This is a genomic window from Herbaspirillum sp. meg3 (genome assembly GCF_002257565.1).
In the GTDB taxonomy this organism is placed as follows: domain Bacteria; phylum Pseudomonadota; class Gammaproteobacteria; order Burkholderiales; family Burkholderiaceae_D; genus Herbaspirillum.
Genome location: NZ_CP022736.1, coordinates 4,951,484 through 4,971,663, shown reverse-complemented (window position 1 = coordinate 4,971,663; position 20,180 = coordinate 4,951,484). Strand labels below are relative to the sequence as shown.

The following is a 20,180-nucleotide window of genomic DNA, read 5'->3' as shown; positions in this document are numbered from 1 at the left end:
CAAGCTGAAAACGTGACGGCGAGGCAAGTTTTTCGAACCTCGCCGTCACGCCAGTGTCATCACAGCGCAGCATGCTGTAAAAAATTGCGGGAAGGCGTAGAGTGTCGCAAGCCATTCGGTTTTTTGCCGGATTTTCACCGATCTTTTGCGATCTGCTTCCTGATTAGCCAGACCTCATTTCTGCATCACTAAAAGGAGACACGCGTGTCCAACTTCATCGTCAAAAAAGTAGCCGTTCTCGGCGCGGGTGTGATGGGCGCCCAGATTGCAGCGCACTGCATCAATGCCAAAGTGCCGGTCGTCCTGTTCGACCTGCCGGCCAAGGAAGGCCCAAAGAATGGCATCGTTCAGCGCGCCATTGAAAACCTGAAAAAGCTCAGCCCGGCGCCCTTGGGCAACAAGGATGACGCCGCCCTGATCCAGGTCGCCAACTACGAAGACGACATCGAATTGCTCAAGGGCTGCGATCTGATCATCGAAGCCATCGCCGAGCGCATGGACTGGAAGCACGACCTGTACAAGAAGGTCGCTCCGCACATCGCGCCGAACGCGATCTTCGCCTCCAACACTTCTGGCCTGTCGATCACCGCCTTGTCCGAAGGCTTTGATGCCGAACTCAAAGCGCGTTTCTGCGGCGTGCATTTCTTCAACCCGCCGCGCTACATGCACCTGGTCGAACTGATCCCGACCGCCACCACCAATCCTGAAATCCTCAATCAGCTCGAAGCCTTCCTGACCACCACGCTGGGCAAGGGCGTCGTACGTGCTTTCGATACGCCTAACTTCGTGGCAAACCGCGTTGGCGTGTTCGGCATCCTGGCGACGGTCATCGAAGCAGAAAAATACGGCTTGTCGGTTGACGTCGTCGACGATCTGACCGGCGCCAAGCTGGGCCGCGCCAAGTCGGGCACCTTCCGCACTGCGGACGTGGTCGGTCTGGACACCATGGGCCACGTCATCAAGACCATGCAAGACAACCTGAAGGACGATCCGTTCTTCTCGTCGTATGCGACGCCGCCATTGCTGGCGAAGCTGGTCGAGCAAGGCGCGTTGGGCCAGAAGAGCGGCGCCGGTTTCTACAAGAAGGTCGGCAAGGACATCCTGCGCATCGATCCGGCCAAGGGCGACTACGTCCCGGGCGGTGGCAAGGCTGACGACATCATTGCGCGCATCCTGAAAGAAAAAGATCCAGTCAAGCGCATGAAGGCGCTGCACGATTCGACCAACCCGCAAGGCCAGTTCCTGTGGGCGATCTTCCGCGATGCCTTCCACTACATCGCCGTGCATCTGGAAACTGTCGCCGACAATGCGCGCGACCTCGATTTTGCGATGCGCTGGGGCTTCGGCTGGAGCGTCGGTCCGTTCGAGACATGGCAGGCTTCCGGCTGGCAGCAAGTCGCGACCTGGATCAAGGAAGACATCGAGGCCGGCAAGGCACTGTCGACAGCACCGCTGCCGGCGTGGGTGTTTGACGGCCGTGAAGGCGTACACAGTGCACAAGGCTCTTACTCGCCATCGAAGAAGGCCAACGTCGCCCGTTCCGAACTGCCGGTCTATCAACGCCAGGCGTTCCGCGCACCGCTGGTCGGCGAAGGCGCTGCCGACGGCAAGACTGCAGGCACCACCTTCTTCGAAGACGACTCGGTCCGTATCTGGCATCAAAACGACGACGTCCTGATTCTGTCCTTCAAGACCAAGATGCACGTCATCGGCCAGGGCGTCATCGACGGTATGAACAAGGCCATCGACGAAGCCGAGAAAAACTTCAAGGGCCTGGTGATCTGGCACGCAGACGCAGCCGAAGGCGGCGCGTTCTCGGCCGGGGCCGACTTGCAATCGATGCTGCCGCTGTTCATGTCCGGCGGTGTCAAGGCCATCGAGCCGGTCGTGCATCATCTGCAACAGGCGCATCAACGCCTGAAGTACGCCAACGTCCCGGTCATCGCTGCGGTTGCTGGTCTGGCGCTGGGCGGCGGTTGTGAATTATTGCTGCATACCGCGAAGCGTGTGGCTTCGATCGAGTCTTATATTGGCCTGGTGGAAGTCGGCGTCGGCCTGATTCCGGCCGGCGGCGGCCTGAAGGAAGCGGCCGTGCGCGCCGCCAAGGAAGCCAAGGGCAACGACATTCTGCAATTCCTGAAGGACTACATGCTGGCCGCGGCCACCGCCAACGTCTCCAAGTCGGCGCTGGAAGCACGCAAGCTCGGCTACCTCAAGGCGGATGACGTCATCGTCTTCAATCCTTACGAATTGCTGCATGTGGCCAAGGTCGAGGCGCGCGCGATGTTCGACTCCGGTTACCGTCCGGCGCTGGCGCCGCAAGTCTCGGTGGTTGGCCGCTACGGCGTCGGCACCATCATGGCGCAACTGGTCAACATGCGCGACGGTGGCTTTATCTCGGCACACGACTTCAAGCTGGGCCAGATGATCGCCGAAATCGTCAGTGGCGGTGAAGTCGAAGAGGGCAGCGTGGTCAACGAGCAATGGTTGCTGGATCTGGAGCGCAAAGCGTTCATGGAACTGCTGAACCATCCGAAGACCCAGGAACGAATCATGGGGATGATGCAGACCGGCAAGCCGGTTCGTAACTAATGCACGCATCCACATAAAAAATCAGGAGCCATAAATGACCAAACAACTTCAAGACGCCTACATCGTCGCTGCGACGCGCACCCCGATCGGCAAAGCACCGCGCGGCATGTTCAAGAACGTGCGCCCGGACGACCTGCTGGTGCGTGTGATTCAATCCGCTATTGCGCAAGTCCCGGGTCTCGATCCGAAATTGATCGAAGACGCCATCATCGGCTGTTCTTTCCCTGAAGGCGCACAAGGCCTCAACATGGCGCGTAACGCCGTGCTGCTGGCCGGCTTGCCGAACACCATCGGCGGCGTAACCATCAATCGCTACTGCGCATCCGGCATTACCGCGATTGCAATGGCGGCAGACCGTATCCGCGTCGGCCAGGCCGATGTCATGATCGCCGGCGGCGCCGAGTCAATGTCCATGGTGCCGATGATGGGTTTCCATCCGTCGATCAACATGGGTGCCTTCAAGGATGAAAATATCGGCATGGCCTACGGCATGGGCCTGACCGCTGAAAAAGTCGCCCAGCAATGGAAGGTCTCGCGTGAAGCGCAGGACGCGTTCGCTCTGGCCTCGCATCAGAAGGCGATTGCTGCGCAACTGGCCGGCGAATTTAACGATGAAACGACGTCGGTCGACATCATCGAACGCTTCCCTAACCTGGCCACCGGTCAGATCGACATCAAGACCCGTACCGTCAACAAGGACGAGGGCGCGCGCGCTGACAGCACCATCGAAGCACTGACCAAGCTGAAGCCGGTCTTCGCCGCCAAGGGCAGCGTTACTGCAGGCAACAGCTCGCAGACTTCCGACGGCGCAGGTGCGTTGATCCTGGTCAGCGAAAAAATCCTCAAGCAATTCAACCTGACGCCGCTGGCGCGCTTCGCCTCGTTTGCAGTGCGCGGCGTACCACCGGAAATCATGGGCATCGGTCCGAAGGAAGCTATCCCCGTTGCTCTGCGCGCGGCCGGCATCACTCAGGATCAGCTGGATTGGATCGAACTGAACGAAGCTTTCGCGGCGCAAGCGCTGGCGGTGATTCAGGATCTGGGTCTGGATCCGTCCAAGGTCAACCCGATGGGCGGCGCGATTGCACTCGGCCATCCGCTGGGCGCGACCGGCGCGATTCGTGCAGCGACCACCATCCACGCAATGCGCCGCAAAAACCTGAAGTACGGCATGGTCACCATGTGCGTCGGTACGGGTATGGGCGCGGCTGGTATTTTTGAACGCATGTAAGTCAGCACCCCAACGACAAGTTTAGGAATCAAGCCGCACAGTCACTGGCCGTGCGGCTTTTTTTATCGGAGACATATGGATATTCAAATCACCAAAGAAAATGGCATTCTGACCATCGGCTTCAATCGCGAGGAAAAGAAGAACGCCATTACCGCTGCGATGTATCAACAGTTGGCCGACGCCATGAGGGACGCGGAGACCGATAGCGCCGTGCGTGCTATTTTGTTCACCGGCAAGGCGCAGGCATTTACTGCAGGCAACGATCTGGAGGACTTCCTCAAGAATCCTCCTAATAGTAAAGATGCGCCGGTGTTCAAGTTCCTGTGGGAGATCAGTCACGCCAGCAAGCCGGTGGTTGCCGCCGTCTCCGGCGTCGCTGTTGGCATTGGCACCACGCTGCTGTTGCATTGCGATCTGGTCTACGCAGCAGACAATGCGCGCTTCTCGATGCCCTTCACACAGTTGGGCTTGTGCCCTGAGGCCGCCTCCTCATTGCTGCTGCCGCATCTGGTCGGCTATCAGCGTGCCGCCGAGAAACTATTGCTGGGTGAAGCTTTCGACGCTGCCGAAGCGCGCGATATGGGTATCGTCAATCGTGTCATGACGGTGGAAGAGTTGCTGCCCTTCGCTCAAAAGCAGGCGGCCAAGCTGGCGGCGCTGCCGGCGAGTTCGATTCGTGTGACCAAGCAATTAATGAAGAAGAACCGTGTCGCTGCAACGGAAACGCAGATGACGGCGGAGATTGAACACTTTGCGAAGATGCTGACGGCGCCGGAAGCGAAGGAGGCTTTCACAGCCTTTTTCGAAAAACGTAAGCCGGACTTTACGAAGTTCGTCTGATTGTTTGGGTGGGCTGGGCGAGCGCAATCGGGTGTCGTGATCGTCGTTGTATAAGTATTGAGTTTCCAACTGTACGACATCCCTATATATAGAAGCGAATATAGATAGAGAAAACGAAGCCCATCCCGTCAGGGATGGGCTTCGTGCTTTTGGGTTTGACTTTTGTTCGTCCTGTAATCCAGAACTGGCAAGGGTTTCCCGCTGGTGGGTAAAGAAAGTTCAAATAATTTCGCAAAAGGGGTTGCGGTATTGGCGGGAGCTTTGCTATAGTTCGCCTCCCCGCTGATTCAGCGATGCAGCAAGCCGCAAGGCAGCGCAGATTTGAAGAGGTTGGGGAAAGTAAAACAGGTTTTTGGAAGTGAGAAGTTGCAGTAAGAATTTTTAGTGAGGCGTTAAAAAAGATGTTGACGCAAATTAAAAAACACTACATAATCTCGTTTCTCTGCTGCTGACAAACAAAACGATTTGTTGGCGACGCAAGCGGTAGTTGATACTGCGGCGAAGCAGTCAAGGTTCTTTAAAAATTAACAGTCGATAAGCGTGGGCGTTTAATGAAGTGCGACAGACTTTCGGGTCTGGAAACTTTAAATATTTAAACGCTCACAAAGAAATATAGGTAAGAAATTATCTGTCAGTATTTTGAGTGAGTGACCGATTCGCAAGAATCAGCCAGAAATGGCAAAACAGAGATTGAACTGAAGAGTTTGATCCTGGCTCAGATTGAACGCTGGCGGCATGCCTTACACATGCAAGTCGAACGGCAGCACGGGAGCTTGCTCCTGGTGGCGAGTGGCGAACGGGTGAGTAATATATCGGAACGTGCCCTAGAGTGGGGGATAACTAGTCGAAAGATTAGCTAATACCGCATACGATCTAAGGATGAAAGTGGGGGATCGCAAGACCTCATGCTCGTGGAGCGGCCGATATCTGATTAGCTAGTTGGTGAGGTAAAGGCTCACCAAGGCGACGATCAGTAGCTGGTCTGAGAGGACGACCAGCCACACTGGAACTGAGACACGGTCCAGACTCCTACGGGAGGCAGCAGTGGGGAATTTTGGACAATGGGCGCAAGCCTGATCCAGCAATGCCGCGTGAGTGAAGAAGGCCTTCGGGTTGTAAAGCTCTTTTGTCAGGGAAGAAACGGGTGAGGCTAATATCCTTGCCTAATGACGGTACCTGAAGAATAAGCACCGGCTAACTACGTGCCAGCAGCCGCGGTAATACGTAGGGTGCAAGCGTTAATCGGAATTACTGGGCGTAAAGCGTGCGCAGGCGGTTGTGCAAGACAGATGTGAAATCCCCGGGCTCAACCTGGGAATTGCATTTGTGACTGCACGGCTAGAGTGTGTCAGAGGGGGGTAGAATTCCACGTGTAGCAGTGAAATGCGTAGATATGTGGAGGAATACCGATGGCGAAGGCAGCCCCCTGGGATAACACTGACGCTCATGCACGAAAGCGTGGGGAGCAAACAGGATTAGATACCCTGGTAGTCCACGCCCTAAACGATGTCTACTAGTTGTCGGGTCTTAATTGACTTGGTAACGCAGCTAACGCGTGAAGTAGACCGCCTGGGGAGTACGGTCGCAAGATTAAAACTCAAAGGAATTGACGGGGACCCGCACAAGCGGTGGATGATGTGGATTAATTCGATGCAACGCGAAAAACCTTACCTACCCTTGACATGTACGGAAGTCCGAAGAGATTTGGATGTGCTCGAAAGAGAACCGTAACACAGGTGCTGCATGGCTGTCGTCAGCTCGTGTCGTGAGATGTTGGGTTAAGTCCCGCAACGAGCGCAACCCTTGTCATTAGTTGCTACGAAAGGGCACTCTAATGAGACTGCCGGTGACAAACCGGAGGAAGGTGGGGATGACGTCAAGTCCTCATGGCCCTTATGGGTAGGGCTTCACACGTCATACAATGGTACATACAGAGGGCCGCCAACCCGCGAGGGGGAGCTAATCCCAGAAAGTGTATCGTAGTCCGGATTGTAGTCTGCAACTCGACTACATGAAGTTGGAATCGCTAGTAATCGCGGATCAGCATGTCGCGGTGAATACGTTCCCGGGTCTTGTACACACCGCCCGTCACACCATGGGAGCGGGTTCTGCCAGAAGTAGTTAGCCTAACCGCAAGGAGGGCGATTACCACGGCAGGGTTCGTGACTGGGGTGAAGTCGTAACAAGGTAGCCGTATCGGAAGGTGCGGCTGGATCACCTCCTTTCTAGAGTGCGCATGAAGTTAAGCGTCCACACTTATCGTCTGTTAGTAAAGAAGAACAGTTATTCGGTTGCGGCGCAGGCAATGCCTGCATGCTGGCTCTGATTACTGATCCAAGCGGGTCTGTAGCTCAGCTGGTTAGAGCACCGTGTTGATAACGCGGGGGTCGTTGGTTCGAGCCCAACCAGACCCACCAAAAGTTTCGGGGGTTTAGCTCAGCTGGGAGAGCACCTGCTTTGCAAGCAGGGGGTCGTCGGTTCGATCCCGTCAACCTCCACCAGAAACGTCAAACCTAAGTCGCATGCAAAACGCGTGTGGATTTAGGTTTGGTCTTTTAGTGATCAATAGCTGTTTTTGTTCTTTAACAATCTGGAAGAAGTAAAGTATTCGTCAACGACGCGCGCCAGGATTTCGATCCTTGTGTGAGAAGTTGATGGGTGTGATTGTATCAATCAAAGTATTACGAAGTGATCTTAGCAATTAGAAGACTTACTTTGGCAATACGGCAAACGCTAAACTCAAAAAGCTCTATAACGATCTCTCGGAAGAGAGGCTAACGTTATAGGGACAAGTGAATAAGTGCACATGGTGGATGCCTTGGCGATTACAGGCGATGAAGGACGTAGTAGCTTGCGATAAGCTGCGGGGAGCTAGCAAACAAGCTTTGATCCGCAGATTTCCGAATGGGGAAACCCACCCGCAAGGGTATCACTGACTGAATACATAGGTCTGTGAAGCGAACGCGGCGAACTGAAACATCTAAGTAGCTGCAGGAAAAGAAATCAACCGAGATTCCCAAAGTAGTGGCGAGCGAAATGGGACCAGCCTGCAAGATTTAGCATTTTTGATAGTGGAACGGAATGGAAAGTCCGGCCATAGAGGGTGATAGCCCCTTACACGAAATCATTAGTGTGGAACTAAGCTTGCGACAAGTAGGGCGGGACACGTGAAATCCTGTCTGAACATGGGGGGACCATCCTCCAAGGCTAAATACTCGTAATCGACCGATAGTGAACCAGTACCGTGAGGGAAAGGCGAAAAGAACCCCGGAAGGGGAGTGAAATAGATCCTGAAACCGTGTGCATACAAACAGTAGGAGCCTCGTAAGGGGTGACTGCGTACCTTTTGTATAATGGGTCAGCGACTTACATTCAGTGGCAAGGTTAACCGAATAGGGAAGCCGTAGAGAAATCGAGTCCGAATAGGGCGTTCAGTCGCTGGGTGTAGACCCGAAACCAAGTGATCTACTCATGGCCAGGTTGAAGGTGCGGTAACACGCACTGGAGGACCGAACCCACTAATGTTGAAAAATTAGGGGATGAGCTGTGGGTAGGGGTGAAAGGCTAAACAAACTTGGAAATAGCTGGTTCTCTCCGAAAACTATTTAGGTAGTGCCTCAAGTATCACCATCGGGGGTAGAGCACTGTTATGGCTAGGGGGTCATCGCGACTTACCAACCCATTGCAAACTCCGAATACCGATGAGTGCGAGCTTGGGAGACAGACGTCGGGTGCTAACGTCCGGCGTCAAGAGGGAAACAACCCAGACCGCCAGCTAAGGTCCCAAAGATTGGCTAAGTGGAAAACGAAGTGGGAAGGCTAAAACAGTCAGGAGGTTGGCTTAGAAGCAGCCATCCTTTAAAGAAAGCGTAATAGCTCACTGATCGAGTCGTCCTGCGCGGAAGATGTAACGGGGCTAAGCCAGTCACCGAAGCTGCGGATATCAATTTATTGATATGGTAGGAGAGCGTTCTGTAAGCCTGCGAAGGTGTCTTGTAAAGGATGCTGGAGGTATCAGAAGTGCGAATGCTGACATGAGTAGCGATAATGGGGGTGAAAAGCCTCCACGCCGTAAGCCCAAGGTTTCCTGTTCAACGTTCATCGGAGCAGGGTGAGTCGGCCCCTAAGGCGAGGCAGAGATGCGTAGCTGATGGGAAGCAGGTTAATATTCCTGCACCGTCGTTAGATGCGATGGGGGGACGGATCGCGGAAGGTTGTCCGGGTGTTGGATGTCCCGGTTTCTGTATCAGAGAAGGCTGTTAGGCAAATCCGGCAGCGTAATTCAAGGGTATGGGACGAGCGAACTTGTTCGCGAAGCAATCGGAAGTGGTTCCAAGAAAAGCCTCTAAGCTTCAGTCTAACGAGACCGTACCGCAAACCGACACAGGTGGGCGAGATGAGTATTCTAAGGCGCTTGAGAGAACTCGGGAGAAGGAACTCGGCAAATTTGTACCGTAACTTCGGGATAAGGTACGCCCTAGTAGTTTGACAGGCCTGCGCTTGAAGGACGAAAGGGTTGCAATAAAAAGGTGGCTGCGACTGTTTAATAAAAACACAGCACTCTGCAAACACGAAAGTGGACGTATAGGGTGTGACGCCTGCCCGGTGCTGGAAGATTAAATGATGGGGTGCAAGCTCTTGATTGAAGTCCCAGTAAACGGCGGCCGTAACTATAACGGTCCTAAGGTAGCGAAATTCCTTGTCGGGTAAGTTCCGACCTGCACGAATGGCGTAACGATGGCCACACTGTCTCCTCCCGAGACTCAGCGAAGTTGAAATGTTTGTGATGATGCAATCTACCCGCGGCTAGACGGAAAGACCCCATGAACCTTTACTGTAGCTTTGCATTGGACTTTGAACCAATCTGTGTAGGATAGGTGGGAGGCTTTGAAGCAGGAACGCCAGTTTCTGTGGAGCCATCCTTGAAATACCACCCTGGTTTGTTTGAGGTTCTAACCTTGGTCCGTTATCCGGATCGGGGACAGTGCATGGTAGGCAGTTTGACTGGGGCGGTCTCCTCCCAAAGTGTAACGGAGGAGTTCGAAGGTACGCTAGGTACGGTCGGACATCGTGCTAATAGTGCAATGGCATAAGCGTGCTTAACTGCGAGACTGACAAGTCGAGCAGGTACGAAAGTAGGACATAGTGATCCGGTGGTTCTGTATGGAAGGGCCATCGCTCAACGGATAAAAGGTACTCTGGGGATAACAGGCTGATTCCTCCCAAGAGTTCATATCGACGGGGGAGTTTGGCACCTCGATGTCGGCTCATCACATCCTGGGGCTGTAGCCGGTCCCAAGGGTATGGCTGTTCGCCATTTAAAGTGGTACGTGAGCTGGGTTTAAAACGTCGTGAGACAGTTTGGTCCCTATCTGCCGTGGGCGTTGGAAGTTTGAAGGGGGCTGCTCCTAGTACGAGAGGACCGGAGTGGACGAACCTCTGGTGTATCGGTTGTCACGCCAGTGGCATTGCCGAGTAGCTAAGTTCGGAAGAGATAACCGCTGAAAGCATCTAAGCGGGAAACTCGCCTTGAGATGAGACTTCCCGGGAGTTTAACTCCCCTAAAGGGTCGTTCGAGACCAGGACGTTGATAGGTCAGGTGTGGAAGCGCAGTAATGCGTTAAGCTAACTGATACTAATTGCCCGTGTGGCTTGTCCCTATAACATTAGCTGTTATAGCTTTAGAGTTTAAAATGTGTTTGCCAATGTGCATCACACCAAAATATATTTACTTCTTCCCAGATTGCGTTGTTTGGCCATCCTAGTTCCAATTGGACCCAAGCAACACTACAAGTTATGCCTGATGACTATAGCAAGTTGGTACCACCCCTTCCCATCCCGAACAGGACCGTGAAACGACTTCGCGCCGATGATAGTGCTGCAACCAGTGTGAAAGTAGGTCATCGTCAGGCTATTAATTAAGCTTAAGCCCCATACCATCAGGTGTGGGGCTTTTTGCTGTCCAATCCACAATTACAGCAAGCAGGCAGACAACGCCGCTAATCTCTCCAACCCGAGAAGCTTCTCCTCGTATTACCCCTTTTCTCGCCGATCAATTCTCCTTCCTGCATCAACAATCCATTCGCTTTAACGGCAATCCCAGCTGCCTCGCGCTCTTCTCAATGCCCAATTTCCGTATTTGAATTGTGTTGTGCGACGAATTCTGAAGGTCTACGATCTACCCAGGCTTTCATTTCTATACATCGCCACATTTCAAAGGCAAAAACGCCGCTCAACTCATCGGAAATAGCTGCAAAGATCTCTCCGAAACTGTAAAAAAATAAACCGAAGAAAAAGTGGATAGCGACGGGGAGTGCCTGCTCTCATCATCCCGAAATCCGCTACCATCGCCATATTCAGTCGGGAATAGCGAGAAAATCTCCCTGCAAAAAATTTCAGATAAGCCTATTATCTGCAAACGCAAACGCAAACGCAAACGCAAACGCAAACGCAAACGCAATCGAGACGGGGCTGGGCCAAAACACCCCGCAAAGCTGCCACCGCCATATTCTCTGCAGTACTCTCGATCGCGCCAGGCATGGACATCCGGACGGATTGACGTCTTCCCCGATGTTCTACCCAACAGGACGTCGGAGGAGCAAAAAGATGACAACGAGCTTTAACCTCAACGGTAAGCAAGTCACAGTGAAGGCGGAACCGGACACCCCGTTGCTGTGGGTGATCCGCGATGAAATCGGTCTCACCGGCACAAAATTTGGTTGCGGCATGGCCTTGTGCGGTGCCTGTACCGTGCAACTCGACGGCGCGCCAATACGCTCTTGCCAGACCCCGGTGTCAGCAGCGGCAGGCAAGAAAGTCGCAACAGTCGAATCCCTCTCCAAAGACAATTCCCACCCTCTTCAAAAAGCCTGGATCGCGCACGATGTGCCTCAATGCGGCTATTGCCAATCGGGACAACTGATGAGCGCCGCAGCCTTGTTGCGCACGAATAAAAATCCGAGCGACGCGGATATCGAAAACGCCATGAGCGGCAATATTTGCCGTTGCGGCACCTATAACCGCATTCGTGCCGCCATCAAGAGCGCCGCTGCGGAAATGCGCAAGGCCTGAGGAGAAAATCATGACAACTACACGACGCGATTTTCTCAAGGTCACGGCAGTGGTCGGTGGCGGCCTGACGCTGGGTGTCAGTCTGCCAGGTGCAATCATCGAAGCGCAAGCTGCAGGAACATTGCATACGCCCAATGCGTGGGTGCATATCGCCGACGACAATACCATTACGCTGATTTCGGCCCGCTCGGAAATGGGGCAGGGCGTCTACACGTCCATGCCGATGCTGATCGCGGAAGAACTCAGCGTCGACATTCGCAAAGTCAAAGTCGAGATCGCGCCGGTCGGCGAGGTCTATACCAATACATTGCTCGGAGGCCAACTCACAGGCGGCTCCACATCGGTACGAGAAGGCTGGGAAAAACTACGTATCGCCGGGGCGCAGGTCCGCACCATGCTCATCAGTGCAGCGGCAGAAAAATGGCAGGTCAGCGCCGACAAATTGCACGTCAGCGACGGCAAGGTAATCGGGCCGGGTGGACGCAAGGCGACATACGGCGAACTGGCGGACGCGGCTTCGAAGTTACCCGTTCCAAAAGATGTGGTCTTGAAGGATCCCAAGGATTTCAAGATTATCGGCAAGGCCACCAAGCGCCTCGATACACCAACCAAAGTCAACGGCAAGGCCGTCTATGGCATTGACGTCAAATTGCCAGGCATGGTGTACGCCTCGCTTGAACAATGCCCCGTCATCGGCGGCAAGGTCACCAGCTTCGATGCCAGCAAAGCCAAGGCCATGCCGGGCGTGATCGATGTCGTGCAAATTCGCGACGGCGTTGCCGTCGTGGCCGACAGCTATTGGCACGCCAAGAAAGCGCGTGAAGCGCTGACGATTACCTGGGACGAAGGCCCGGTCGCAAAGATCGACAATGCTTCCATGATGGAAGGCATTCGCAACGCCAAGGATGCACCGACGCCGATCAAGAAAACCGGTGATGCCGATGCCGCCATGAAAACCGCAGCCAAGACCATGCAGGCTGAATACTGGTCACCGCTGCTGGCGCACGCCACCATGGAACCGCAAAACTTCACCGCCGACTACAAGGACGGCAAATGCCTGGTCGTCGGCCCGGCACAATTTCAGCAAGGTACGCAAGGCAATGTCGCCGCTGCGCTGGGACTGAAACCGGAGGACGTCACCGTCAAAACAACCTTTCTCGGCGGTGGCTTCGGCCGGCGTCTGGAATACGACTTTGCCGTGCAGGCCGCCGAGATCTCCAAAGCCGTCGGCAAGCCGGTCAAGCTGCTCTGGAGCCGCGAAGACGACACCACGCATGACTTCTACAGACCGATGGCCTTCCATCGCATGGCGGCAGGACTCGATGCGTCCGGCAAGCCGGTGGCGTTGACGTTCCAGCTGACTTCGCAATCGGTGACGCAACGCGCCTTTGGCCTGCCGAAGGGGACACTGGATCCGTTCATGGCCGAAGCGTCGGTGGTGGGCTACGACATCCCCAACATGACTCAGGAATTGATCGAACACGACAGCGGCCTGCGTGTCGGTTACTGGCGCTCTGTCAGCCATGCGCTCAATGCCTTTGCCAACGAAAGTTTCATCGATGAAATGGCCGCAGCCGCCGGCAAGGATCCTTATCAATACCGTCTGGCCTTGCTCGACAAGCAGCCGCGTTACGCCAACGTACTCAAAACTGCTGCGACCAAGGCCGGCTGGGGCAAGCCGTTGCCCGCAGGACGCAGCCGCGGCATCGCCTTGATGGAGGGCTATGACACCTACATGGCGCAAGTCGCGGAGATATCGGTGAAAGACAACGAAATCACCGTACATAAAATCTGGGTTGTCGCCGACCTCGGGCAAATGGTCAATCCAGACACGGTGCAAGCGCAGCTTGAGTCGAGTATTGCCTTTGGCCTGTCCTCTACACTCGGCGCGGAAATCACGCTCGACAAAGGCCGCGTGCAGCAGACCAACTTCCATGACTATCCGGTCATCCGCATGTCGCAGATGCCACGCATCGACGTGACCTTGGTCAAGAGTACTGAGAAGCCGGGCGGCATCGGTGAGCCGGCAACGGCTTTGGTTGGCCCGGTCGTTGCGAATGCCTTGTTCGCAGCTACCGGAAAACGTGTGCGCAAGATCCCGCTGTCGCCGGACAACATCAAGTCCGCGTGACCGCAGCGCATCGCCACAGCATCTGATTGCAGTCAACATGGCGGCACTCTCGCTCAATGCGAGAGTGCCGTTTTTGTTTCTGAATCAGCCGTCAAACGCATCAAGCGTGGATGCAGAAATCCTCACAGTGCGTCATGAAAAATCACGCCCACCGTATAGCGATTGCCGGAGCGCAAACGGCTGACGCCGTGGCGCATTTTGACCCGATAGAACCCGCGCGTACCTTGCACCGGCCGTTCGTTGACGGCGAATACGAGCGCATCGCCCTTGCGCAGCGGCACCACCTCGGCGCGCGATTGCATGCGCGGACGCTGTTCGGTCATGACGAATTCACCACCGCTGAAATCGCGTCCGGGATCAGACAGCAAAATTGCCATCTGAATCGGAAAGACATGTTCGCCGTACAAATCCTGATGCAGGCAGTTATAGTCGCCCGTCTGATATTTGAGGATCAGCGGCGTCGGTCTTAATTGGCCGGCAGCATGGCAGCGCGCGATGAATTGTTCGTGTGCGGAGGGATAACGCACGTCGACACCCATCGCCTCGTTCCAGCGATTGGCGAGCGGCGCCAGATGCGGATAAAAGGCATTACGCAATTCACCGATGATTTCCAGCAAGGGATAGCTGAAATACTTGTATTCGCCCTGTCCGAAACCGTGACGTTCCATCACCACGCGGCTGCGATAGATTTCGTCGCGGGAATAGCGCGCAATCAGCGCATCGCATTCTGGTGGCGTCAGTAACGCCGGCAAGCGGGCGCAGCCATATTGATTCAGCTCTGCGCCGACTTCTTGCCAGCGCAGCGCATGCGCGCGCTGTGCGATGGCATTGGAACGTTCCGCAACGGTATTCATCGATTCATCCTTTCACATGTCAGCGGACAGTGTAGGAAGAAGACGGTGGGGCAACACTCCGGCGCTTGCTTTTGAATCCAGCGGGATCGGCGAGCTGGCGATCTTCCGTGGAATACGGTTACAGCATCTCCAGCGGGCGGCGTTTTTTCGGTGGTGGAAATGCCTTATCCAGCTCGGCCAAATCGGTGGCGTCCAACACCACGTCCAGGCACGCACGATTGTCTTGCACATGTTGCAAGGTCGACGCCTTGGGAATCGAAATCACACCTGGCCGGCGCAGCGTCCACGCCAGTGCGACCTGCGCCGGCGTGGCGCCATGGCGTTTGGCGATGGCGGTCAGCGTCGCATCCTTGAGAATGCGCCCTTGTTCGATTGGCGAGTAGGCCATGAGGGCGATATTCTGCTCGGTGCAATAAGGCTGCAGATCGAACTCTACGCCGCGCCGGGAAAGGTTGTACAGAACTTGATTGACCTGCACGTGGTGGCCATTGTCTTGTTCCAGCAATTCAGCCATATCCTCGTTGTCCAGATTGCTGACACCCCAGGCGCCGATTTTGCCCTGATCGATCAGCGTCTCCATGGCTTCAATGGTGGCGGCAAATGGCGGCGTGCCGCGCCAGTGCAGCAGATAGAGATCGATGCGATCAACCGCCAGGCGTTTCAGGCTGGCTTCGCAGGCTTTGATCGTGCCTTGACGCGAGGCATTGAAAGGCAACACCTTGCTGACCAGATAGACTTGATCGCGGCGACCGGCAATGGCTCTGCCGACAACTTTTTCCGCGCCGCCGTCGCCGTACATTTCGGCGGTATCGATCAGCGTCATGCCAAGCTCGATGCCGTGCTGCAAGGCGCGCACCTCATCGGCAGCCCGTGCGGCCGACTCACCCATGTTCCAGGTGCCCTGACCAAGCGCGGGTACGCGGTCACCGTTGCTGAGTGTAATGGTAGGAATGGCGTTCATGCAGGCTCCGTCACGCAAGATAGCTGGAACCTACAATGTAGCGCAGCTTGCGCTCATTTGCCGACGACGAATTTCAGCGATCACAGATGCCCGTCTTCCTTACGCTAAAAAGCTGTAACCGGATCGACACATTCTTGCATTAAGATAAAGCAGGCTGGCAGATTCAAACCATCACGTCACATCAAATCATGTACCCATTTCGTCTTTTGTCATTCTCGACATTGTTTGTTGCGCTCAGCATCAGCATCAGCTTCAGCACGCCAACGCAAGCTGCCAATCCCGACGCGCTTTGGCAGATCGTCAGCCAGCAATGCGTACCCAACAGCGAGAAAAACGGCGATCCCAAACCGTGCGCCATGGTCGATCGCGAACGTGGTTTCATCATCCTCAAGGACATCGTCGGCGCGGCGCAATACCTGCTCATCCCGACCACGCGCCTGTCCGGTATCGAAAGCCGCGAGCTGCTGCAAGCCGATGCGCCCAATTACTGGCGCTATGCCTGGGAGCAACGCCACCGCGTCGGCGATGCACTTGGCCGACCGCTGGAGTCGAGCCAGGTCGGGCTTGAGATCAACTCCGCCGCAGCACGCAGCCAGTTGCAGCTGCATATCCACATCGACTGCATGCGCACTGACTTGCCGCAACGATTGTCGGCGCATCGGCGCGACCCTCTCGGCAAGTGGATGCCGCTGACGCTTGACGGCCATGTCTATTCCGTCATGCGGCTGAGCGGTGACGCCTTGCAAACGCAGGATCCGTTCAAGCTGGCTGCTGCGCGCACCGCGCATGCCGCCACGTCGATGGGTGCGCAATCGCTGCTGCTGACCGGCGGACGTTTTGACGATGGCGACGAAGGTTTTTATCTGATCAACATGCCGGTCAACTTCGACAAGGGGGAACATGGCAGCGCCGAGGTCTTGCTAGACCACGGCTGCGCCATTGCGAAGTAGATTCGTACCGGATAGCCTTTACACCTGCGCCATGCCGCCATCCACAAACATCTCTGCGCCGTTCATATAGCTGCTGTCGTCCGATGCGAGGAACACCAGCGCCTTGGCGATTTCTTCCGGCTCGCCGACACGGCCCATCGGCACCTGGCTGGCCAGATAGTCCAGCAAACCTTGTTGCTGCGCCGGGTCATTGCCGGCCAGCTCAACCAGACCTGTGGTGCGGATCGGTCCCGGGCTGATGACATTCACGCGCACGCCTGCTTCTTTCAAATCCAGCGTCCAGCTGCGCGCCAGATTGCGTACCGCAGCCTTGGTTGCGCTATAGATACTGAAGGCGGCGGTGCCCATGGTGGTCGTGGTCGATCCGCTGAGGATCACCGAGGCACCGCGCGACAGCAGCGGCAAGGCCTTTTGCACGGTGAAGACGACGGCCTTCACATTGCGGTCAAAGGTCTCGTCGAAATGTTCTTCCGTGATCTGACCCAGCGGCAGCATGTTGCCGCCACCGGCGTTGGCAAACAGCACATCCAGACGGCCGGCCTTGGTACGGATGATGTCGAATACGCGATCCAGATCGGCCAGCTTGGTGGAATCGGCTTGTACGCCGACGGCATTGTCGCCAATCGCTTTGACTGCAGCGTCCAGTTCTGCCTGACGGCGACCGGTGATAAATACCTTCGCGCCTTGCTCTGCGTAAGCCTTGGCAGTTGCCAGGCCGATGCCGCTGGTGCCGCCGGTAACGAGGGCGATTTTGTTGTCCAGTTTCTTGCTCATTTCGTTCTCCTAAGGAGTGGTTAAGGTGTAGGAGAACGATATAGCTATCTGATTTGTGAATAAATATGGTATTTATTAAATAATAATTTCTGTATGTGAATAATACGGGCCGGGCCAAGGGCTGGCCGCAAGTTGAAAGGAAGACCGATGGATCAGTTACTCGCCCTGCGCGTCTTCGTGCGCATCGCTGAAGCCGGCACGTTCACCAAGGCATCCGATTCGCTCGACATTCCCAAGCCGACCGTCACCAAACTGATTCAGGAGCTGGAAAGTCATCTCGGCACCAAGCTGCTGCAACGGACCACGCGCCGCGTCACCGTCACGCCTGAAGGTGCGGCCTATTACCAGCGTGCGTTGCGGCTGATCGGCGAGCTGGAAGACATGGATGCCGCCGCCGGGCGTGCGCGGGCGCAACCGAAAGGGCGATTGCGCATCGACATCGGCTCGTCGCTCGCCAGTCTGATACTGATTCCTGCGCTGCCGGACTTTCGCAAGCGATATCCCGACATCCAGCTCGATCTTGGCGTCAGCGATCGCTCGGTGGACATGGTGGGCGATGCGGTCGATTGCGTCATCCGCGGCGGCGCTTTACAGGATTCGACATTGGTAGCGCGCCGTATTGCCGAGCTCGACTACGTTACCTGCGCTACACCCGGCTATCTCAAGGCACACGGCAAGCCCAAAGATCCCGCAGAACTTGGGCGGAACCATGGCATCGTCGGTTATTTCTCGTCGCTGACCGGCCGCCCGTTTCCCTTGATGTTTACCCGCGACGGGGAAGCGCTGGAAGTTCAGGCCGCCACGGCGGTGGCCGTCAACGAGAGCACCGCGCACATGACGGCGTTGCTCTCGGGGCTTGGCATCGGCCAGACTTTCGGCTTCATGGCGCGACCGTATATTCAGCAAAAGATACTCACGCCGATACTGGAAGACTGGCATCGCGACAAGCATCCGCTCTACATCGTCTATCCGCCCAATCGCCACCTCAGCGCCAAGCTGCGCGTGTTCGTGGATTGGGCGGTCGAGGAGTTTGCGAAGTGGAGCTCTGTCTGATGGCCGTCAATCCGGCGCAATGACATAGTCAGCGCGCCGGTTTCTTTGTCGGCCGCGTGCCGGGCGTATGCAACTGCGTCTGCATGCGTTTGGCCATCGCGGATGGGTCAATGCAGCCATCGTTTTCCCAGCTGGCTATCAGCATCTCGCGCATCATGCGCAGATCGCTGCGTTGGGTCTGCAGCGCGGCAATCATCTTGTCCATCTCCAGCAGCCGCTGGTCGACGCTCTGCAAGGTTCCATCGGCAGGGCCAGCCGGCGTTTCATCGAAAAAGATACGGATACTGTCCAGCGGAAAACCCAGACTCTGCGCGATGCGGATCACATACACACGCTGCACGTCGATTTCCGAATAGCTGCGATAGCCGTTGCTGCCGCGCTCCGGCGACGGCAGCAGGCCGCTGCGTTCATAGAAGCGGATGGCCGACGTCGTCAGCCCGGTTTGTTCTGCGAGTTCACTGATTTTCATGGCATCGTTTGCTGACGTGTGTTGCCTGCTTGACCTTCAACCTGACTTCAAGCTTAGTATCACTGTGATCCGGCGTCCAGCGGAATTCCGCGACGCCCAACACTGAAAGGAAAATCATGGCAAATGGCGAACTGGTATTGGTCACAGGCGGCTCGGGATTTATCGGCGCGCACTGCATCGTGCAATTGCTGGAGGCGGGATACCGCGTGCGCACCACCTTGCGATCATTGTCCCGCGAGGCCGAAGTGCGGGCGATGCTGAAAGCAGGCGGCGTGCAATCCGACGTCCCATTGAGTTTTGTCGTTGCTGATCTGCTCAAGGATGCCGGCTGGACAGAGGCGGTGGCGGGATGCGATTTCGTGCTGCACGTTGCCTCGCCGTTTCCCGCCAGTGTGCCCAAGCATGAAGACGATCTGATCAAGCCGGCCCGCGAAGGCACGCTGCGCGTGCTCCGTGCGGCACGCGATGCTGGCGTCAGGCGGGTGGTGCTAACCTCGTCTTTTGCCGCCATCGGCTACGGCGTGCCGGTCACGTCGCAGCCTTTTACCGAAGAGAGCTGGACCGACCCCGACGCGCCAGAGGTCGCCGCTTATTACAAATCCAAGACCCTGGCCGAACGCGCCGCCTGGGACTTCATCGCGCGCGAAGGTGGTGCGATGGAGTTATCGGTAGTTAATCCGGTCGGTGTATTCGGACCGGCATTGGGCGCCGATGTCTCCACGTCGATCGAAATCATCAAGCGCCTGATGGATGGTGCGATGCCGGGTCTTCCACGCATCACCTTCAGCATCGTCGACGTACGTGACGTGGCGCAATTGCACCTGCTCGCAATGACCGACCCGGCGGCAAAGGGTGAGCGCTTTCTTGCTGTCGCCGGCAAGAGCATCCCCCTGCAGGAGGTCGCACGCATGCTGAAAGCCCGCTTGGGAGAGGCTGCAGCGCGCGTGCCGACGCGCCTGCTGCCGGACTGGTTGCTACGCGTGTTTGCGCTGCTGGATCGCTCGGTGGCGCTGGTGGTGCCGGAATTGGGTAAGGTGCGCCAGGTCAGCAACGACAAGGCGCGTCGGGTATTGGGTTGGGCACCGCGTTCCAATGAAGACGCCATCGTGGCAAGCGCGCAGAGCTTGATGGCGCTGGGGTTGCTCAAAAAGTAAAAGAACGCAAAGAGAAAGGTAAGTAAACGGTAAGTGAGCAGTAAGACTCCCTGTCGGATCATCGTGCCGCACTATTCCTTTCCAACACGATGCATACGAA

At 56.0% G+C, this 20,180-nt stretch carries 12 protein-coding genes, 2 tRNA genes and 3 rRNA genes; 13 read left to right on the top strand and 4 right to left on the bottom strand.

The genetic code is table 11. The features are described 5' to 3' along the window. The first annotated feature begins 204 nt into the window (after positions 1-204). The 10 genes from hmeg3_RS22350 to hmeg3_RS22305 all read left to right on the top strand — a co-directional run bounded on the left by hmeg3_RS22350 (position 205) and on the right by hmeg3_RS22305 (position 13,865). A complete protein-coding gene (locus hmeg3_RS22350) occupies positions 205-2,592 on the top strand; it encodes a 3-hydroxyacyl-CoA dehydrogenase/enoyl-CoA hydratase family protein (protein WP_094565700.1) in 2,388 nt (795 codons plus the stop codon). Between the two features lie 34 nt (positions 2,593-2,626). Further along, a complete protein-coding gene (locus tag hmeg3_RS22345) occupies positions 2,627-3,823 on the top strand; it encodes an acetyl-CoA C-acyltransferase (RefSeq protein ID WP_094565699.1) in 1,197 nt (398 codons plus the stop codon). A gap of 75 nt (positions 3,824-3,898) precedes the next feature. After that, positions 3,899-4,663: an enoyl-CoA hydratase gene (locus hmeg3_RS22340; RefSeq protein WP_094565698.1), complete on the top strand. Its 765-nt coding sequence runs from the start codon at positions 3,899-3,901 to the stop codon at positions 4,661-4,663. A 692-nt stretch (positions 4,664-5,355) separates the two neighbouring features. Next, positions 5,356-6,888: ribosomal RNA gene (locus hmeg3_RS22335) — 16S ribosomal RNA — on the top strand. Positions 6,889-7,003: 115 nt separating this feature from the next. Further along, positions 7,004-7,080 (top strand) — tRNA-Ile (locus tag hmeg3_RS22330). 8 nt (positions 7,081-7,088) lie between these two features. Next, positions 7,089-7,164 (top strand) — tRNA-Ala (locus hmeg3_RS22325). A gap of 285 nt (positions 7,165-7,449) precedes the next feature. Then, positions 7,450-10,323: ribosomal RNA gene (locus hmeg3_RS22320) — 23S ribosomal RNA — on the top strand. Between the two features lie 139 nt (positions 10,324-10,462). Then, positions 10,463-10,575, top strand: a 5S ribosomal RNA gene (gene rrf / locus hmeg3_RS22315). Together the 16S, 23S and 5S rRNA genes with 2 tRNA genes alongside form the textbook arrangement of a ribosomal RNA operon. Positions 10,576-11,269: 694 nt before the next feature. After that, entirely contained in the window at positions 11,270-11,734 is a 465-nt protein-coding gene (locus hmeg3_RS22310; RefSeq protein WP_007875955.1) for a (2Fe-2S)-binding protein, read from the top strand. Between the two features lie 10 nt (positions 11,735-11,744). Beyond that, positions 11,745-13,865, top strand: coding sequence for a xanthine dehydrogenase family protein molybdopterin-binding subunit (locus tag hmeg3_RS22305; RefSeq protein ID WP_094565697.1), 2,121 nt, complete (start codon positions 11,745-11,747; stop codon positions 13,863-13,865). Between the two features lie 122 nt (positions 13,866-13,987). Here hmeg3_RS22305 and hmeg3_RS22300 read toward each other — a convergent pair whose 3' ends face one another. Next, a complete protein-coding gene (locus hmeg3_RS22300; protein ID WP_094565696.1) occupies positions 13,988-14,719 on the bottom strand; it encodes a 2OG-Fe(II) oxygenase in 732 nt (243 codons plus the stop codon). A gap of 118 nt (positions 14,720-14,837) precedes the next feature. Further along, on the bottom strand, positions 14,838-15,680 hold the full coding sequence (locus hmeg3_RS22295; RefSeq protein ID WP_094565695.1) for an aldo/keto reductase: 843 nt from the start codon (positions 15,678-15,680) through the stop codon (positions 14,838-14,840). A gap of 188 nt (positions 15,681-15,868) precedes the next feature. On the opposite strand from hmeg3_RS22295, the gene hmeg3_RS22290 reads away from it, so the two are divergent. Next, the gene (locus hmeg3_RS22290; protein ID WP_094565694.1) at positions 15,869-16,630 is read left to right on the top strand and encodes a CDP-diacylglycerol diphosphatase; all 762 of its coding nucleotides are present in this window, start codon (positions 15,869-15,871) and stop codon (positions 16,628-16,630) included. 18 nt (positions 16,631-16,648) lie between these two features. On the opposite strand, the gene hmeg3_RS22285 is transcribed toward hmeg3_RS22290, so the two are convergent. Next, positions 16,649-17,404: an SDR family oxidoreductase gene (locus hmeg3_RS22285; RefSeq protein WP_094565693.1), complete on the bottom strand. Its 756-nt coding sequence runs from the start codon at positions 17,402-17,404 to the stop codon at positions 16,649-16,651. 147 nt (positions 17,405-17,551) lie between these two features. Here hmeg3_RS22285 and hmeg3_RS22280 point away from each other — a divergent pair, with 147 nt between their 5' ends. Beyond that, on the top strand, positions 17,552-18,457 hold the full coding sequence (locus hmeg3_RS22280) for a LysR family transcriptional regulator (RefSeq protein WP_094565692.1): 906 nt from the start codon (positions 17,552-17,554) through the stop codon (positions 18,455-18,457). Between the two features lie 28 nt (positions 18,458-18,485). Here hmeg3_RS22280 and hmeg3_RS22275 read toward each other — a convergent pair whose 3' ends face one another. Further along, positions 18,486-18,926, bottom strand: coding sequence for a MerR family transcriptional regulator (locus hmeg3_RS22275; protein WP_094565691.1), 441 nt, complete (start codon positions 18,924-18,926; stop codon positions 18,486-18,488). A gap of 116 nt (positions 18,927-19,042) precedes the next feature. Here hmeg3_RS22275 and hmeg3_RS22270 point away from each other — a divergent pair, with 116 nt between their 5' ends. Further along, a complete protein-coding gene (locus hmeg3_RS22270; protein ID WP_094565690.1) occupies positions 19,043-20,080 on the top strand; it encodes an aldehyde reductase in 1,038 nt (345 codons plus the stop codon). The last annotated feature ends 100 nt before the right edge of the window (positions 20,081-20,180 follow it).

Bases quoted from the DNA above. Each gene is read 5' to 3' on its own strand.
- hmeg3_RS22345 (WP_094565699.1), top strand. From the start codon at position 2,627: ATGACCAAACAACTTCAAGACGCCTACATCGTCGCTGCGACGCGCACC.
- hmeg3_RS22340 (WP_094565698.1), top strand. From the start codon at position 3,899: ATGGATATTCAAATCACCAAAGAAAATGGCATTCTGACCATCGGCTTC.
- hmeg3_RS22310 (WP_007875955.1), top strand. From the start codon at position 11,270: ATGACAACGAGCTTTAACCTCAACGGTAAGCAAGTCACAGTGAAGGCG.
- hmeg3_RS22305 (WP_094565697.1), top strand. From the start codon at position 11,745: ATGACAACTACACGACGCGATTTTCTCAAGGTCACGGCAGTGGTCGGT.
- hmeg3_RS22300 (WP_094565696.1), bottom strand. From the start codon at position 14,719: ATGAATACCGTTGCGGAACGTTCCAATGCCATCGCACAGCGCGCGCAT.
- hmeg3_RS22295 (WP_094565695.1), bottom strand. From the start codon at position 15,680: ATGAACGCCATTCCTACCATTACACTCAGCAACGGTGACCGCGTACCC.
- hmeg3_RS22290 (WP_094565694.1), top strand. From the start codon at position 15,869: ATGTACCCATTTCGTCTTTTGTCATTCTCGACATTGTTTGTTGCGCTC.
- hmeg3_RS22285 (WP_094565693.1), bottom strand. From the start codon at position 17,404: ATGAGCAAGAAACTGGACAACAAAATCGCCCTCGTTACCGGCGGCACC.
- hmeg3_RS22280 (WP_094565692.1), top strand. From the start codon at position 17,552: ATGGATCAGTTACTCGCCCTGCGCGTCTTCGTGCGCATCGCTGAAGCC.
- hmeg3_RS22275 (WP_094565691.1), bottom strand. From the start codon at position 18,926: ATGAAAATCAGTGAACTCGCAGAACAAACCGGGCTGACGACGTCGGCC.
- hmeg3_RS22270 (WP_094565690.1), top strand. From the start codon at position 19,043: ATGGCAAATGGCGAACTGGTATTGGTCACAGGCGGCTCGGGATTTATC.